At 69.7% G+C, this 19105-nt stretch carries 1 protein-coding gene (running past one end of the window); it reads right to left on the bottom strand.

Features of this window, described 5'->3' with window-relative positions:
• A protein-coding gene (locus tag VZL07_RS34615) for a non-ribosomal peptide synthase/polyketide synthase (RefSeq protein WP_426752207.1) crosses the window boundary here: on the bottom strand, positions 1–19105 show its 5' end (the start). It extends 27464 nt beyond the left edge of the window; only the first 19105 of its 46569 coding nucleotides appear in the window; the start codon lies at positions 19103–19105; its stop codon lies beyond the left edge, outside the window.

The raw sequence follows: 19105 nt of genomic DNA, 5'->3' as shown, positions 1-19105 counted from the left end.
CGTTGGAGGACAGCGGCAGGGCGCTCAACGCAACCAGCGCCGAGGGCACCATGTACTCGGGGAGTCGTTGGCGGAGCTGCTCGCGCAGCGCCTGCGTGTCCACGTCCCCGGGAGTCACATACGCCACCAACCGCTTGTCCCCGGGCGCGTCCTCGCGCACGACGGCGACGGCGGCCTCCACCGAGGGGTGGAGTCGCAGTGCGGTTTCGACTTCGCCCAGCTCGATGCGGAAGCCGCGCAGCTTCACCTGGAAGTCCGCACGGCCCAGGAACTGGAGCGTCCCATCCGGCAGCCACCGGGCCCTGTCACCGGACCGATACAGGCGCGCTCCGAGAGGGCCAAACGGACAGGGCACGAAGCGCTCGGCCGTGAGCGCGGCGTTGCCCAGGTAGCCTCGCGCCAGACCGTCACCGCCGATGAACACCTCGCCGGGCACGCCCACGGGCACGGGGCGCAGCCCCGCGTCGAGCACGTACACCTGCGTATTCGCGATGGGCCGACCAATGGAGACCGAGTCGCCCACGTCTTCGCCAGGGCTCAACCGGTGGCAAGCGGTGAACGTGGTCCCCTCTGTCGGGCCGTAGCCATTCACCAGTCCGAGGCCCTGCGCCAGACGCTCACGGACTCGCTGCACCGGCAGGACATCGCCACCAGCGAGAAGCTGCCTGACCCGAGACAACGCCTCTGGCTGGTGCTGCTGCATCTGGTCGAAGAGGGCCGCCGTGAGCCACAGGGCGGAGACACGGTGCTGCACCAGCGCCTGTCCCAGCTCCTTCAGGTCCGGTGTTCCTGTGGGATGGAGCACGAGGCGCGCGCCATGGAGCAGCGCGCCCCATATCTCCAATGTAGAGGCATCAAATGCCAGCGGCGCCAGCTGGAGCACCACCTCGTCGGGCCCCAGGTCGACGAAGGTCGAGCCGATGAGCAGCCGCACCACGCCTCGGTGTGCAATGGCTACGCCCTTCGGTGTTCCCGTGGAGCCTGACGTGTAGGTGATGTACGCCAGCTGCTCCGCGCCCAAGAGCAGACCCGTCATCGGCTCCGTGGATTGGAGGGCAATCCGCGCCCATTCCGCGTCCACGCTCACCACGGGCTGCGAGCCCGCGGGCAGCTCGTCCTCCAGCGCCGCCTCGGTGAGGATGGCGGAGACACCCGCGTCGTCGGCCATGAAGGCCAGCCGCTGCGGAGGGTACGCGGGGTCGAGCGGCACGTAGCAGCCGCCCACCTTGAGGATGCCCAGCAGGCCCACCATCAAGTCCAGGCCCCGGTGCATGAAGACGCCCACGCGTGACTCGGGCCCGAGGCCCAGTGAGCGCAGATGGCGCGCGAGCTGATTCGCGCGCGCCTCCAGCTCCGCGTAGGTCAGCGTGTTGCCCTCGTACTCCACGGCGATCGCATGAGGCGAACGCGCCGCTTGCTGGGCGAACAGCGCGGGAATCGTCGCATCCGCTGGATAGCCAACCTGGGTGGCGTTCCAGGTCGAGACGACTTCCTGACGCTCACGGTCATCCATGATCGGCAGTGCACTGAGCCGCTGCTCCTGCGCTCCGTCCGCGACCGCCGTCAGCAGAACCCGCAAATGCTCGACCATCCGCCGGGCGGTGGCCTCCGTGAAGAGATCCCGGCTGTACTCGAGTTGCCCGTCGAGCCCACCGTCTCGGACCGTCAACGAGAGCGTCAGGTCGAAGCGTGCCGTATCCGTCGCGTGCGGCAGCACCTCCACGTCCATTCCTGGAGACGACGGGGCCTGGAGCTCGGAGCTCAGCAGCACGAAGAGGACCTGGAACAGCGGCGTGCGGGACAGGTCCCGCTCTCCGCCCAGCACATCGACCAGTTGTTCGAAGGGCACGTCCTGGTGGGCGAAAGCCCCCAGCGCCTCTTCCCGGACGCGGACAATGATGTCGGCGAAGGTCGGATCGCCGTCGAGCTGGCAACGCAGGGCGAGCGGATTGACGAAGAGGCCGATGAGCCCCTCCAGCTCCGGGCGGGCACGAGCAGCCACCGAGGTCCCCACGGTGAAGTCCGTCTGCCCGGCGTAGCGCGACAGCAGCGCCTGCCATCCCGCCATTAGCACCATGTAGAGCGTCGCGTTGTGCGAGCGGCCGACGCGTTCGAGGCCCGCCACCAGGTCGGCGGGCAGGGCGAAGAAGTGCGTCGCTCCCCGAGCGCTGCGAATCGCCGGCCGGGCGTGGTCGGTGGGCAGCTCCAGCGGCGGAGCCCCCTCGAGCCGCGAACGCCACCAGGCCAGCTGTGACTCCAGCGCTGGGCCCTCCAGGACACGGCGCTGCCAGGCGGCAAAGTCGGCGTACTGCACCAGCAGCTCCGGCAGGGCGGCCTCATGGCCTTGGGCCAGCGCCTCGTACAGCGTGCACACCTCCCGGACGAGGACGCCCATCGACCAGCCGTCCGAGACGATGTGGTGCGTGCCCAGGAGCAGCACATGCGCGTCGGGCCCCGTCTGTAGCAACACCGTGCGGAACAGGGGCCCCTGTTCCAGATCGAAAGCGCGGTGCGCCTCCTCGGTCATGCGGGCCTGGACCGCGGCCTCCCGGGCGGCGGTGTCCAGCGCGCTCAAGTCCTCCACGGGCAGCGGCCATTCCTCGGGCGGGGCGTGGATGCGCTGCACGGGCTGGCCATCCTTCGAGATGAAGGTGGTGCGTAGCGACTCGTGACGGCGAACGACCTCGGCGAAGGTGCGCCGCAGCGCCGACACGTCCAGGCGGCCCGTCATTCGCAGGGCCACGGGCATGTGGTTGACGGCCAGCCCTGGCTCGAGCTGCTCCATGAACCACATCCGCCGCTGAGCGGACGAGACATCGAAGATGTCTTGTCCCTTGCCCTGGCGAGGCAACGGCTGAAGCGGCAGGGCGTGCGAGGCGCCCGCGCTGGACTCGAACCGGGACGCGAGCTCCGCGACGGTGGGCGCTTCGAAGAAGGCCCGCAGAGGCAGCTCGACGTGGAGTGCCGAGCGGATGCGAGCGACCACCTGCGCTGCCAGCAGTGAGTGCCCGCCCAGCTCGAAGAAATTGTCATGTCGGCCCACGCTCGGGACGCGCAGGACCTCCTTCCACACCTCCACCAACCGCGCCTCCATGGGCGTGGCGGGAGGCACCGCCTCTTGCGAGCGGGCTCTCTGACTCAGCTCAGGAGCGGGAAGCGAGCGGCGGTCGACCTTGCCACTGGGAGTCAGGGGCAGGGTGGCGAGCGGCACGAAGGCGGCGGGCACCATGTACTCGGGCAGCCGCTGCTGGAGGTGCTGGCGCAGTGAGTCGCTGCTGACGTGCGCCTCTGGAGCCGAGACGACGTAGGCCACCAGTCGCTTGTCTCCGGGTGCGTCTTCTCGGGCCAGGACGACGGCGTCCCGGATGGAGGCGTGGGCGCGCAGGACGGCTTCGATTTCCCCCAGCTCGATGCGGAAGCCGCGCAGCTTCACCTGGAAGTCGAGCCGGCCCAGGTACTCCAGCGTGCCGTCCTCGCGCCAGCGGGCCTTGTCGCCGGTGCGGTACATCCGCTCGCCCGGCGTGGCGGCGAAGGGGTTGGGGACGAAGCGCTCCGCCGTGAGGTGAGGCTGGCCCAGGTACCCTCGGGCCAGTCCCTCTCCCGCGAGGTACAGCTCGCCCGCGGCGCCCACGGGCGCCAGTTGCTGGCGCTCGTCCAGCACGTACACCCGCGTCCCTGCCAGAGCGGCTCCGATGACAGGCACCGGCCCTTGGTGGTGCTGCACCCGCGCGGCGGTGGCGTACACCGTGCCCTCGGTGGGCCCGTACGCATTGTGCGCCGTGGTGCGCGCTGTCTCGGCCAGCCGCTGCCAGAGCGACGCGTCCATGGCTTCGCCCGCGCACAGAATCCTCGCGGGGACGTGACGCCGCTCCAGGAGGCCGACCTGGAGCAGCAGCGTCAATTGCGCGGGTGTGCAATCCAGTACGTCCACGCGCTGCGCCTCCAGCCACGCGACCAGTGCCTCGGGGTCCTTCCGCGTCTCTTCCGGCATCAGGCACAGGCAGTGGCCACCCTCCGCCAGATGGATGAGCTGCCCCATGCTGACGTCGAAGTAGAGAGGCGCATTGAGGCTGAGCCGCTGCCCCGCGGGAAGTCCGTCGAAGAAGGCGCGGACCGTGGCGTGGTGCAACGCCCCGAGGGAATGGTGCTGCACCACGACGCCCTTGGGCGTGCCGGTGGAGCCCGAGGTGTAGAGGACGTAGGCGGCGTTGTCGCCGTGGACATTCGCCGGGACGTCGTGCGCGGGCAGGGACGCAAGGTGCGCGCCTTCCGAGTCGAGGCAGACGCAGTGCTTCACCTCCGGCTGCCACGCGTCAGCCAGGTGCTGGTGCGTCACCAGCACCGTGGACTGGCTGTCTTCGAGGACGAAGGACCTGCGCTGCGCCGGCGCCGCCGGGTCGATGGGCACGAAGGCGCCTCCGGCCTTCAGCACCGCCAGCACCGCGACAATGGCCTCCGGTGTGCGCTCCAGGCACAGCGCCACCCGTGTCTCTGGCGCAACACCGAGCGTCCGCAGGTGGGCGGCCAACTGGTTCGCCCGCGCGTTGAGCTGAGCATACGAAAGCACGGTGTCACCCAGCACCACCGCCGGCGCCTCGGGCGTCCTGGACACTTGCTGCTCGAAGCGCACGTGGAACAAGGGGACGTAAGCAGCGCCGCCCTGAGCGGAGTCCTGAGTCCGTGCCCCTTGTGGGCCATGAGCACCAGCGCCACTCCAGTCCAGCAGCAGGCGCTGGCGCTCCGCCTCTGTATGAAGGGGCAGGGCGGCGGTAGCCGCATCCGACGCCGCCACCGCGCCTTGCAGCACCAGCGCCAGGTGCGTGACGAGCCGCTCCACCCGTACAGCCTCGAAGAGCTCGGTGCTGTAGATGAGGCTACCTCGGTATCCATCCGAGGCTCGGCCCAGCGACAGCTCCAGCTCGAACTTGGTGGCAGCGTGCGAGGGCTCAACGGTGCGCAGCGTCAGCCCGGGCAGAGACAGCTCCGAGCCCGGCGCGTTCTGCAGCGCGAAGAGCACCTGGAACAGCGGGCTTCGGCTCAGGTTGCGCGTGGGCTGGAGCTCCTCCACCAGCCGCTCGAAGGGCAAGTCCTGGTGCTCGTAGGCGCCCAGGGTGGTGTCGCGCACTTGCGCCAGCAACTGGCGGAAGGTGAGCCCGGGGGAGAAGCGCGCGCGCAGGACGAGGGTGTTGACGAAGAAGCCGATGAGGCCCTCAGTCTGAGCATGTCTCCGGCCGGCGATGGGCGAGCCCACCAGTACGTCGTCCTGCCCGGAGTGTCGGGCCAGCACGCATTGGAAAGCGGCCAGCAGCACCATGAAGGGCGTGACGCCTTCGCGCTGGGCCAGTGCCTCCACGGCCTCACTGAGGGCCTGCGACAGGTGCACCGTCACGGACGCGCCCTGGTGGCTCAGCACCGCCGGGCGCGGCTTGTCGGTGGGCAGCTCCAGCGCATGCGGTGCTCCGGCGAGTTGCTGCCTCCACCAGCCCAGCTGCCGCTCCAGCACCTCGCCCTGCATCCACTCGCGCTGCCACACCGCGAAGTCCGCGTACTGCACGGGAAGCTCGGGCAGCGACACCGGCAGTCCCTCATGGAACGCCCGGTAGAGCGCAGCCACCTCACGCACCAGCACGCCCATGGACCAGCCGTCCGAGACGATGTGGTGCATGCACACCAGCAGCACGTGCTCAGTCGGCGTCAGCCGCAGCAACGTCACGCGCAGCAGCGGCCCTTCCGCCAGGTCGAACGGACGAAGGGCGTCCGCGGTGGCGTGCTTTACGACCTCTGCTTCACGCAGCGCTTCATCCTGGACGCCCGAGAGGTCGACCACCGCCAGCGCCAGGGGACGCGGCGGATGAATGACCTGCCGTGGCTCACCATCCTCGGCGCGGAACGTCGTGCGAAGCGACTCATGCCGCCGCACCACCTCATCCACCGCACGCTGCAACGCAGGTACAGAGACTTCGCCTGACAGGCGCAGCGCCGCGGGCATGTTGTACGAGACGCCACCGGGCTGAAGCTGCTCAAGGAGCCAGAGCCGCTGCTGTGCGAAGGACAGCGGCATCGGCCCCTCCACCTTGGCCGGAACCAGGGGCGGCAGTTGGGCCATCGCGGTGGCGGCGCCCAGCCGTTCGGCGAGGTCCGCCACGGTCGGCGCCTCGAAGAAGGCGCGGAGGGGCAACTCCACGGCGAAGGCCTCTCGGATGCGCGCGACCACCCGCGTGGCCAGCAACGAGTGACCTCCCAGCTCGAAGAAGTTGTCTCGCCGGCCCACCGAGGGGACGCGCAGCAGGTCCTTCCAGATCTCCACCAGCCGCGTTTCCATGGGCGTGGCGGGAGGCTCGGAGTCTCCAACAACGGACAGCTGGGCAGCATCGGGCTCGGGCAGGGCCCGGCGGTCGACCTTGCCACTGGGCGTCAGGGGCAGGGTGCTGAGCGACACGAAGGCCGCGGGCACCATGTATTCGGGCAGGTGTTCGCGCAGATGCTCTCGAAGAGCCGTCGCGTCCAACCTCGCCGCTGCCGACTCTTCGGGTCGCGGCACGACATAGGCGACCAGTCGCTTGTCACCAGGGGCGTCCTCTCGCACGGCGACCACGGCGTCATGAACCGCGGCGTGGGCTCGCAGGGCCGCTTCGATCTCCCCTGGCTCGATACGGATGCCGCGGACCTTCACCTGCGCATCGCCGCGGCCGAGGTATTCGAGGCAACCATCGTCCCGCCAGCGCGCCAGGTCCCCGGTGCGGTACAGGCGCTCACCTGCACGGAAGGGAGATGGCAGGAAGCGCTCCGCCGTCAGGTCCGGCCTGCCCAGGTAGCCCCGCGCAAGTCCGGCGCCGCCAATGAAGAGCTCGCCGGGCACGCCCACGGGCACGAGCTCCCGCTCACCGTCCAGCACGTACAGGCGCACGTTCGTCAGCGCCCTGCCGATCGGAACCTCACGCCCCGTGCCCAAGGACTCGGAGGCCAGTTCCATGGAGGTCGCCACGGCCGTTACTTCGGTGAGTCCGTAGGTGTTGAGCAGGGGCACCGCGGCGCCCACACTTCGGCGCCACTGCGCGAGGCGCTCCGGAGCCGCGCGCTCGCCGCCAATCACCAACCACTTCAGCTTCGAAGGCAGGCGCGACGTGCCAGCATCCAGACTGGCGGCCACATCGTGCCAGAACGCCGTGGGCAGATTGAGCTGCGTCACGCCTGCCGCCTCGCACCTCGCGAGGAACACGTCAGGCGCATCGAGCATGTCCGGCGTGCGGAGCACCAGCGTCCCGCCTCGCGTCAAGCAGGGGTAGATCTCCTCTGCGCTGGTGTCCCAGCTGATGGAGGCGAACTGAAGGACCCGGTCGCCTGGCTCCACGGGGAAGGCCTTCCAGGCAGCTCGCGTGAAATTCACCAACGACTGGTGCTGGACGACCACGCCCTTCGGCCGCCCCGTCGACCCCGACGTGTAGAGCACATACGCCGACGCCTCCGGGGGGACGTCAATCGCGGGGGCCGATGCCACGCCAGCCGTGGACGGCCCATCCGCGTCCAGCCAGGTACGGCCCGGTGCATCGCCCAAGCGCTCACGGAGCGCCTTGCGCACCACGACCACCCGGGCTCCGCTGTCCTCCAGCATGAAGCCCAGGCGCTCCGCCGGGTACTCCGCGTCGAGCGGAACGTAGGCCGCGCCGGCCTTGAGCACGCCGAGAAGGGCGGCCAACAACTCCACCGAACGCTCCACGCACACCGCGACGCGAGACTCCACCCCCACGCCCGCTTCTCTCAGGCGCCAGGCAATTTCATTCGCGTGCGCATCCAGCTCCCGGTACGTCACCGACCTGGCGCCATCCACCACGGCCAGGGCCTCTGGCGAGCGAGCGACCTGTGCCTCGAACAGGGCGTGGATGCGATCGTCGCCCGATCGGGGCTCGACCGAGCCCTGCCACGTGTCGAGCAGAAGGTGGCGCTCCGCGGCCGTCATCATCGGGATCGCGGCCACGCGCGCGTCGGGCTGTTCCACGATGCCCGCCAGCAGTTGCTGGAAGTGAGCAAAGAGCCGCCGGGCCGTACCGACCTCGAACAGGTCGGTGTTGTACTTGAGCGTTCCCGTGAACCCCTCCGAGGTCCGGAACAGGTCCAGGCTCAGTTCGAACAGGGCGACGCCGGTGTCCATGATGCCGGCGGAGTGAACGGTCAGCTCGGCGAGGTCCAGCTCCGGCAGGGGCGCGTTCTGCAGCGTGAAGAGCACCTGGAACAACCGCGCGCGGCTCAGGTCGCGCACGGGCTGGAGCTCTTCCACCAACCGCTCGGGCAGGTCTTGATGCTCGTAGGCGCCCAGGGTGGTGTCGCGCACTTGCGCCAGCAACTGGCGGAAGGTGAGCCCGGGGGAGAAGCGCGCGCGCAGGACGAGGGTGTTGACGAAGAAGCCGATGAGGCCCTCGGTCTGCGCATGTCTCCGGCCGGCGATGGGCGAGCCCACCAGTACGTCGTCCTGCCCGGAGTGTCGGGCCAGCACGCATTGGAAAGCCGCCAGCAGCACCATGAAGGGCGTGGCACCCTCGCGCTGGGCCAGTGCCTCCACGGCCTCACTGAGAGACAGTGGCAGATGCACCGGCACGGACGCGCCCTGGTGGCTCAGCACCGCCGGGCGCGGCTTGTCGGTGGGCAGCTCCAGCGCATGCGGTGCCCCGGCGAGCTGCTGCTTCCACCAGTCGACCTGCCGATTCAGCGCCTCATCCTGCAGCCACGCGCGCTGCCACACCGCGAAGTCCGCGTACTGGACGGGCAACTCAGGCAATGAGGAGGGCTGGCCCGTACGGAACGCCCGGTAGAGCGCGCCTACCTCGCGCACGAGCACGCCCATGGACCAACCGTCCGAAATGATGTGGTGCTTGCACACCAGCAGCGCGTGCTCGGCCGGTGTCAGCTTCACCAGCATCACGCGCAGGAGCGGCCCCTCGGTCAGGTCGAACGGACGCCGTGACTCATCGGTGGCGCACTTCTCGACCTCCGCTTCCCGCTGTGCTTCCTCTTGAATGCCGGATAGGTCCACGACAGTCAGTGGAAGGGACCTGGGTGGATGAACGACCTGGTGAGGCTCTCCACCCTCGGCTTGGAACGTCGTGCGGAGCGACTCATGTCGACGCACGATCTCGTCCACGGCCCGCTGCAGGGCCTGCACGTCCAAGGTGCCCGACAGGCGTAACGTCGAAGCGATGTTGTAGGAATGACCACCGGGCTGAAGCTGCTCCAGGAACCAGAGCCGCTGCTGGGCGAAGGACAGTGGCACCAAGCCGTCCCTCGATGCCCGCTTCAGAGGAGGAAGGTCACGGCCTGACGTGTCAGCCCCCAGCCGCACCGCGAGCTCCGCGACGGTGGGCGCTTCGAAGAAGGCCCGCAGAGGCAGCTCGACGTGGAGTGCCGAGCGGATGCGAGCGACCACCTGCGCTGCCAGCAGTGAGTGACCGCCCAGCTCGAAGAAGTTGTCGTGTCGGCCCACGCTCGAAATGCGCAGGACCTCCTTCCACACCTCCACCAACCGCGCCTCCATGGGCGTGGCGGGAGGCACCGCCTCTTGCGAGCGGGCTCTTTGACTCAGGTCAGGAGCGGGAAGCGAGCGGCGGTCGACCTTGCCACTGGGAGTCAGGGGCAGGGTGGCGAGCGGCACGAAGGCGGCGGGCACCATGTACTCGGGCAGCCGCTGCTGGAGGTGCTGGCGCAGTGAGTCGGTGCTGACGTGCGCCTCTGGAGCCGAGACGACGTAGGCCACCAGTCGCTTGTCTCCGGGTGCGTCTTCTCGGGCCAGGACGACGGCGTCCCGGATGGCGGCGTGGGCGCGCAGGACGGCTTCGATTTCCCCCAGCTCGATGCGGAAGCCGCGCAGCTTCACCTGGAAGTCGAGCCGGCCCAGGTACTCCAGCGTGCCGTCCTCGCGCCAGCGGGCCTTGTCGCCGGTGCGGTACATCCGCTCGCCCGGCGTGGCGGCGAAGGGGTTGGGGACGAAGCGCTCCGCCGTGAGGTGAGGCTGGCCCAGGTACCCTCGGGCCAGTCCCTCTCCCGCGAGGTACAGCTCGCCCGCGGCGCCCACGGGCGCCAGTTGCTGGCGCTCGTCCAGCACGTACACCTGTGTCCCAGGCAGGGGCCGACCGATGTGGGGGACAGGGCTTTGGCTTCGGCGGACGGGAGCGGTGGTAGCGCAGACGGTGCTCTCCGTCGGGCCATAGGCATTGAATGCCACCGTGCGCTCTTCGTGGACCAGTCGGCTCCAGAGCGCCTGGGGCATGGCTTCGCCCGCGCAGACGATTCGAGCGGGGACGTGCGCCTTGTCGAGCAGCCCTGCCTGGAGCAGTAGCGTCAGTTGCGCGGGCGTGCAGTCCAGCACGTCCACGCGCTGCGCCTCCAGCCACGCGACCATGGCCTCCGGGTCCTTGCGCGTCTCCTCCGGCACCAGGCAGAGGCAGTCTCCATCCGCCAGGTGGACCAGCGGTTCGAGGGCTCCGTCGAAGTGCAGCGGCGCGTTGAGGCTGATGCGCTGTCCGCCCAGGCGGCTCGCCTGGAAAACCTGCGCGGTGGCGTGGTGCAGCGCAGCCAGGGAGCGGTGCTGGACCACGACGCCCTTGGGCGTGCCGGTGGAGCCGGACGTGTAGAGGACGTAGGCGGCGTTGTCGCCGTGGACATGCGCCGGGACGTCTTGCGCGGGCAGGGACGCAAGGTGCGCGCCTTCCGACTCGAGGCAGACGCAGTGCTTCACCTCCGGTTGCCACGCGTCAGCCAGGTGCCGGTGCGTCACCAGCACCGTGGACTGGCTGTCCTCGAGGACGAAGGACCTGCGCTGCGCAGGCGCCGCCGGGTCGATGGGCACGAAGGCGCCTCCGGCCTTCAGCACCGCCAGCACCGCGACAATGGCCTCCGGTGTGCGCTCCAGGCACAGCGCTACCCGTGTCTCTGGCGCAACACCGAGGGAGCGCAGGTGGGCGGCCAACTGGTTCGCCCGCGCGTTGAGTTGGGCGTAGCTGAGGACTTCATCGCCCAGCGTGACGGCAGGTGCCTCGGGCGTCCTGGCCACTTGCTGCTCGAAGCGCACGTGGAACAAGGGGACGTAAGCAGCGCCGCCCTGAGCGGAGTCCTGAGTCCGTGCCCCTTGTGGGCCATGAGCACCAGCGCCACTCCAGTCCAGCAGCAGTCGCTGGCGCTCCGCCTCTGTATGAAGGGGCAGGGCGGCGGTAGCCGCATCCGACGCCGCCACCGCGCCTTGCAGCACCAGCGCCAGGTGCGTGACGAGCCGCTCCACCCGTACAGCCTCGAAGAGCTCGGTGCTGTAGATGAGGCTACCTCGGTATCCATCCGAGGCTCGGCCCAGCGACAGCTCCAGCTCGAACTTGGTGGCAGCGTGCGAGGGCTCAACGGTGCGCAGCGTCAGCCCGGGCAGAGACAGCTCCGAGCCCGGCGCGTTCTGCAGCGCGAAGAGCACCTGGAACAGCGGGCTTCGGCTCAGGTTGCGCGTGGGCTGGAGCTCCTCCACCAGCCGCTCGAAGGGCAAGTCCTGGTGCTCGTAGGCGCCCAGGGTGGTGTCGCGCACTTGCGCCAGCAACTGGCGGAAGGTGAGCCCGGGGGAGAAGCGCGCGCGCAGGACGAGGGTGTTGACGAAGAAGCCGATGAGGCCCTCAGTCTGAGCATGTCTCCGGCCGGCGATGGGCGAGCCCACCAGTACGTCGTCCTGCCCGGAGTGTCGGGCCAGCACGCATTGGAAAGCGGCCAGCAGCACCATGAAGGGCGTGACGCCTTCGCGCTGGGCCAGTGCCTCCACGGCCTCACTGAGGGCCTGCGACAGGTGCACCGTCACGGACGCGCCCTGGTGGCTCAGCACCGCCGGGCGCGGCTTGTCGGTGGGCAGCTCCAGCGCATGCGGTGCTCCGGCGAGTTGCTGCCTCCACCAGCCCAGCTGCCGCTCCAGCACCTCGCCCTGCATCCACTCGCGCTGCCACACCGCGAAGTCCGCGTACTGCACGGGAAGCTCGGGCAGCGACACCGGCAGTCCCTCATGGAACGCCCGGTAGAGCGCAGCCACCTCACGCACCAGCACGCCCATGGACCAGCCGTCCGAGACGATGTGGTGCATGCACACCAGCAGCACGTGCTCAGTCGGCGTCAGCCGCAGCAACGTCACGCGCAGCAGCGGCCCTTCCGCCAGGTCGAACGGACGAAGGGCGTCCGCGGTGGCGTGCTTTACGACCTCTGCTTCACGCAGCGCTTCATCCTGGACGCCCGAGAGGTCGACCACCGCCAGCGCCAGGGGACGCGGCGGATGAATGACCTGCCGTGGCTCACCATCCTCGGCGCGGAACGTCGTGCGAAGCGACTCATGCCGTCGCACCAGCTCATCCACCGCACGCTGCAAGGCCTGCACGTCAAGCGCACCCGAAAGCCGCAGTGCCGACGGGATGTTGTAGGAGGTGCCACCGGGCTGAAGCTGCTCAAGGAACCACAGTCGCTGCTGGGCGAAGGACAACGGCATCGGCCCTTCGACCTTGGCCGGAACCAGGGGCGGCAGCTTGGGCGTGGAGCCCACCACGCCCAAGCGTTCGGCGAGGGCCGCCACCGTGGACGCGTCGAAGAACTCGCGCAGGCTCAGCTCCACATTGAAGGCCTCACGGATGCGAGACACGACCTGTGTGGCCAGCAGCGAGTGTCCACCCAGCGCGAAGAAGTCATCCTTCGCGCCCACGCGAGCCTGTCCCAGGACCTCCCCGAAAACGCGGGCGACCGCATCCTCGGTGGCGTTTCGGGGCGCGATGAACCCGTCCTCAGTGCCGAGCCGTTCAGCCTCCGGTGCAGGCAGTGCGCCTCGGTCCACCTTGCCACTGGGCGTCAGTGGAAGCGTTGGTAGCACCACGAACGCGGACGGCACCATGTGAGAGGGCAACGTCTGCGCCAACGCATTCCGGAGTTGCGCCACCGCGCGAGCACTCCGGGCTCCCCGCAGCGGGTCGCTCGCCAGTCCCTCCAGGGAGTCGCGCGCGTCCGCGGACGCAGGCGTCAGGTCCAGGGTGTCCGCGATACCGGGCCGGGTGAACACGACATCCACGGCGCCATCCGAGTGCGCAGCCGCCCAGCTGACCCGGACCTCGTATCCTGCTTCCGCTCCCAGGGCGTACAGATCTTCCGGCTCCACGCCTCTCGCACGCCCGCCATCGCGCAGCGCCTCTCGCACGCCCGCCACCGTGGGTGGCCGAATCGTCGCCGCGAGCAGCTCGACGAGCCGGGTGTGCTCCACGACACGAGCGTTCGGAAGCTGGCGTACGGCCAGCAACCCAGGCCGCGCGGCCAGCCGTTCGCGCAGCGTGTCCAGGGTGAAATCGGATCCGTCCACCCAATCGGGCCGTGTTCGCGAGACTCGGGGCTCGGACGGTTGACCCACATGGAGGATGACCTCGTAGCGGAAGCGGCTCAGCTCGTTGTCATAGCGTCCGTGCTTGGGCAGCACCTCCACCCGCTGGATTCCTGGGATGACGTTGGGGAGCGCCGTGAAGAAGGCAGGCGAGAGCACCAACTCCTTGTCGGCGAGGATGTCGCGCTGGACGCGGTCGGCGAGCTGGGACGTGGACACCTGGGGCGAGGTCCGATGCAAGCGCACTGACGCTCGGAACGCCTCAAGCAACTCCAGGCTGCGCACATCTCCCAGGAACACACGGCCGCCCGGCTTCAGGACGCGAACGGCGCCGCGCAGAACGTTGAGCAGGAAGTCGACGCTGGAGAAGGTCTGGATGACCGAGTTGAGGATGACGGTGTCGAACGTGCTTGGCTCCAGGCCGGAGAAGTCCTCCGCGCTCCGGTGAAGCAGGTGGACGGAGTCGAGGGCCCCCCCCATGCGCTCCCGCTGACGCTCGATGCGCTCCAGCGCGGGCCGAGCGAAGTCGACGCCCCAGTACGCTTCGCAATGCGGCGCCAAGCGGTACAGCAACAGGCCGGTGCCGCAGCCCAGCTCCAGCACGCGTTTCGGCCGGAACCCGAGAATCTGCGCGACGGTGGTGTCCACCCATTCGCGCATCTGCTCGGCGGGGATGGGGGCGCCCGTGTAGCTGTCGTCCCAGCCGATGATGTCGAAGGTCGGGTCCACGTCCTCGGAGGCGTCGCGCGCGTAGGCCTCGTCGTAGATGGCCTTCCACTGTGAGGACGGATCCACGGCCTCCGTTGGCGCCTTTTCGTCCAGAACGACATAGGCCACCAGGCGCGTGTCTCCTGGCGAGTCCTCCCGGGTCACCACGACCGAGTCTCGGACGCTGCGGGTTGCGTGAATGGCGGCTTCGATTTCACCCAGCTCGATGCGGAAGCCACGCAGCTTCACCTGGAAGTCGGAGCGGCCGAGGTACTCCAGGGTACCGTCAGGCAGCCAGCGCGCCACGTCTCCGGTGCGGTAGAGGCGGGCGCCCGGCGTGCCGCTGAAGGCATCGGGGATGAAGCGCTCGGCCGTCAGCTCCGGCCGCTGGAGGTACCCACGCGAAACCTGCACGCCGCCGATGTGCAGCTCGCCGGGGATGCCCACCGGCGTCGGCTGCCCGTGCCCGTCCAGCACGTACAGCAGGGTGTTGGCTACGGGCTTCCCAATCGGCACTCGCTGCAACTGCGCGTCCCGAGGACAGGGCCAGTAGCTGACGTCCACCGCGGCCTCTGTCGGGCCGTACAGGTTGTGTACCTGCACGCAAGCCGGTAGCCGCGCGTACGCCTTCGTCACCAGCTCCGGCGCAAGCGCCTCTCCGCTGCAGACCACCCGCCGCAGCTGGGCCAGCTTCTCCAGCCCCGGCTCCTCCAGGAAGGCTCGCAGCATGGAGGGCACGAAATGCACCGTGCTGATGCGCTCCTCCTTCAGCACCTTCACCAGATACGCGGGCTCCTGGTGGCCTCCAGGCTTCGCCACCACCAGTCGCGCCCCGGACATGAGGGGCCAGAAGAACTCCCACACCGACACGTCGAAGCTGAAGGGCGTCTTCTGCAGCACGGCATCCTCGTGCCCCAGCCCGTACTCCTGCTGCATCCACCTGAGCCGGTTGACGATGGCGCCATGCGTATTCATCGCCCCCTTCGGCCGCCCCGTGCTTCCGGAGGTGAAGATGACGTAGGCCAGGGCCTCCGGTCCCACCTGGGGCACGACAGGCCGAGTCACCGGCTGCCGGGCCACCTCGGCCCGCTGCGTATCCAGGCACACCACGTGGGCCCGCCGCGCCGCACCGGGAGCGCCGTCTCGCTGCGTGTCCATGGGCACCGCGGCGGTTGGCGGCGGAACGGCCCGCAGCGAGTCCATGTGTCCGGCTGCCGCCGCGGGCGCTCCCACCACGTCACGGTGCCGCTCATGCGTCAGCAGCACCGTGGCACCGCAGTCCTCCAGCATCCCCGCCAGCCGCTCTCGCGGGTACCCCGGGTCCAGTGGCACGTAGGCGGCTCCGGCCTTCAGCACCCCCAGCAGCGCCACCACCAGGTCCACCGAGCGCTCCAGGCACACGCCCACCCGTGACTCGACGCCGACTCCCAGCCCCCTCAGGTGGTGCGCCACCTGGTTGGCCCGCGCCTCCAGCTCCCGGTACCTCACGTGCTCTGACTCGAAACTCACCGCCACCGCGTCCGGCGTCCGCTCGGCCTGCGCCTCCACCAGCCCGTGCAGCGTCTCCCCATCCGGGTACACCTCGCGCCGGCCCTGGAACACCGTCAGCACCTGATGGCGGTCCTCGGCCGTCATCAGCGGCAGCTCGGACAGGAGGGCACCGGGGCGCTCGACCATGCCGCGGACCACGCGCTCCAACTGGGCCAGGAGCCGGTCCGCGGTCTCCGCATCGAAGAGGTCCGCGGAGTACTTGCAGCCAATCAGCAATCCTTCAGGGCGGTGGGTCGCCTCGAAGGTCATGTCCAGCTCGGCGGTGTGGTTGTCCACCAGCGACACGTCGAGCGTCAGCGCTCCGCTCGCGGTCAACGCACGTGGCCACGCGTAGTCGTCGAGGATGAAGCCCACGTTGTACAGCTCGCGGCGCTCCGCGCCGGGCTGCTGCACGGACGCGAGGACCTGATCGAAGGGCACGTGGCCGTGGGCCAATGCGCCCAGCGTGCGTGACTTCACCTCCGTGAGCAGGTCCGTCACGGTCGCCCCGTCCGGCAGGCGCACCCGCAGCGGAACGAAGTTGGTGCAGTCGCCCATCAGCTCGCGGGTGCCGGTGGCGTCACGCCCCGCAATCACCGTCCCGATGACGAAGTCGGACTGGCCGCTCCAGCGGTGCAGCACCGTGGACAGCGCGGACAGCACGCCCATGAAGGGCGTGGCCCCCTGGCGCCGCCCCAGTTCATGGAGCCGGGCGACCAGCGAGGCGGGCAACAACCGCACCCGGCGAGCCCCATGAACGGAGAGCCGCTGGGGCCGAGGCCTGTCCGTGGGCAGCGCCAGCAACTGGGGCACGCCGGCAAGCGTCTCCTGCCACCACCCCAGCTCCGACGCGAGCGCCTGGGGCGTGAAGTGGGCGCGCTGCCAGGTCGCGAAGTCCCCGTACTGGAACGCAGGCTCGGCGAGCGGTGACGGTCTGCCTTCCAGGAAGGCCCCGTACAGCGCTGCCAGCTCACGGACGAACAGGGCCACGGACGTGCCGTCCACGACCAGGTGATGCATGACGGTCAGCAGGACATGGTCCTCCGGACCGAAGCGCAGCAGGGTGCAGCGGACCAGCGGGCCCGCTTCCAGGTCCATGGGCTGCTGCGCGTCCAGCACCGCCTGTGCTTCGAGCGTGGCCTGTCGCGCCTCGCCCGTCTGCCCGGTGAAGTCCAGGCGCGGCAGCGACACCGGCGCGGGTTCCCGCACGTGTTGCAGCAGCTCGCCTCCGCGCGACAGGAACGTGGTGCGCAGCACCTCATGACGGCGCAGCACCTCCGAGAGGGCTCGCTCCAGCACGTCCACATCCAGCGCGCCGCGCAGCGCCAGGGCCACGGGGAGCTGGTTCGACGTCCACGTCGGGTCCAACTGGAGCAGGAACCACAAGCGCTGCTGCGCGAAGGACGCGGGCGCCGGGCCCGTCCCGCCGGGACGGCGCTGGAGCGGGGGCAGCTGGCGACCTGGGCCTTCGGCGGACACCGTCTCCGTCAGCGTCCGCAGGCTCAGGTCCTGGAGCAACGCGGCGATGGAGACCCGCACGCCCAGCCGCTTCTCGACACGTCCCTGGAGGTCCGCCGCGCCCAGCGAGTCCAAACCCAGCAACGTGAGCGGCGTCCCAGCGTCCTCACGCACGGCTTCGCTGCCCAGGACCGCCACCAGCTCCTCACGCAGGGCCGCTTCGACCGCCTCCCTCGAAAGCGCCGGCTTGATGGCAGGGGCCGCCACGGGAGGCGCCACGGGCTTCGACGCCGCTCCCGTTCCGCTGCGCCACACGATGGCCAGGTCCCCAGACGCGAGCGCGGCACGGCAGGCGAAGCGCTGAATCTTCCCGCTCGACGTCTTCGGCACCGAGCCCGGAGACAGCAGGGCCAGCGTGTGCGGCTGGACCTGGAACTCACTGACGATGGCCTGCCGCAGCGTGTCCGCCATGGCGCCCAGCGTGGCCGGGTCGGCGCCGTCCGCGAGGTCCCGCGCCACCTCCGCGACCACCGCGAGCGCCTCGCCCTCCGGCGTCTCGATGGAGAACGCGGCGACGCAGCCGGGACGCACCTTGCGGTGGGCCCGCTCCACGACGCTCTCCACGTCCTGCGGATACAGGTTCCGGCCCCGCAGGATGATGAGGTCCTTGCGCCGACCGGTGACGATGAGCTGCCCATCCTCCAGCAGCAGGCCCAGGTCTCCCGTGCGCAGGTACCGGGGCCCGTCCTCGCCGCCCACGGGGACAGCCTGGAAGACGGCCTCCGTGTCCTCGGGCTTGCGCCAGTACCCCTGCGCGACGCTGCCGCCAGACACCCAGATTTCGCCCACCTGACCCGGGGCGCGCGGCACGCGCGACTCGGGGTCCACGACGAGCAGCCGCTGCTCGGCCAGGGTGGTGCCGCAGCCGACGTGCGCCCGAGCCCCCTCCGTCCCAGCCGTGGCGCGGACGGCCTGCCCCCGGCTGAGCGCGGCGTCCTCCAGCACGTGCACGCGGGGGACGCGGCCCTTCTCCTCACCTGTGACGATGAGCGTGCCCTCGGCGAGGCCGTAGCACGGATAGAAGGCCTCCCGTCGGAAGCCGCTCGGCGCGAACACCTCCGCGAACCGGTCCAGCGTGGCGGCGCGAATCGGCTCGGCGCCGCAGAAGGCCACGTCCCAGGCACGCAGGTCCAGCGACTGGACATCCTCTGGCGTGGCCCGACGCGCGCACAGCTCGAAGGCGAAGTTGGGGCCGCCGCTGATGGTCGCGCCTTCCCGGGACACCGCCTCCAGCCAGCGCAGGGGTCGCTGAAGGAAGGACATGGGTGACATGAGTGTCACCGGGAAGCCCGCGAACAGCGGCTGGAGGATGCCGCCGATGAGCCCCATGTCGTGGTAGGGCGGCAGCCAGATGACGCCCGAGCTCTGCGGGCTCGTTCGGAAGGCGCCCGCGATCAACCCCAGGTTGTGGAGCAGGTTTGCGTGGCTGAGCATCACCCCCTTGGGCGTGCCCGTGGAGCCGGACGTGTACTGGAGGAACGCGAGCGTGTCCGGACCCACCCCAGGCTCGCGCCACGACGGCGCACCGTCCGCGGGCAGGTCATCGGTGGACAGCCAGCGCAGCGCCCGGAAGTCCGGCGCCTGCTCGAAGACGAAGTCCGCGAGCGACAGGATGCCGGAGGTGGTGAGCACCATCGTGGCCTGGGCGTCCTCGATGATGGCGCGCAGGCGGGGCAGGGTGCGCTCCAGCCGCATCGGGTCTGGCGGATAGGCGGGCACCGCCACCGCGCCGGCGTAGAGGCAGCCAAAGAAGCCGGCCACGTAATCCAACCCCGGTGGGTACAGCAGCAGGACGCGCTGGCCTTCGGCTCCGTGCGCTTGCAACAGCGCACCGATGCGCGTCGCGTGCTCATGGAGCGCCCTCGCGCTCAGCGAGACGTCCTCCCCCTCGGAGTCGCCGAGGAATGCGTACTGTTTCCGGTGCGCCGTCTCTCCAAAGGCGCGATGGGTCAGGACCTCGAGGAGGGTTCGCGGTGTCTCGTGCAT

It is taken from the genome of Pseudomyxococcus flavus (genome assembly GCF_050038885.1).
GTDB lineage: Bacteria > Myxococcota > Myxococcia > Myxococcales > Myxococcaceae > Myxococcus > Myxococcus flavus.
The sequence above is the reverse complement of the archived record's forward strand: the minus strand, read 5'-3'. Positions and strand labels throughout refer to the sequence as shown.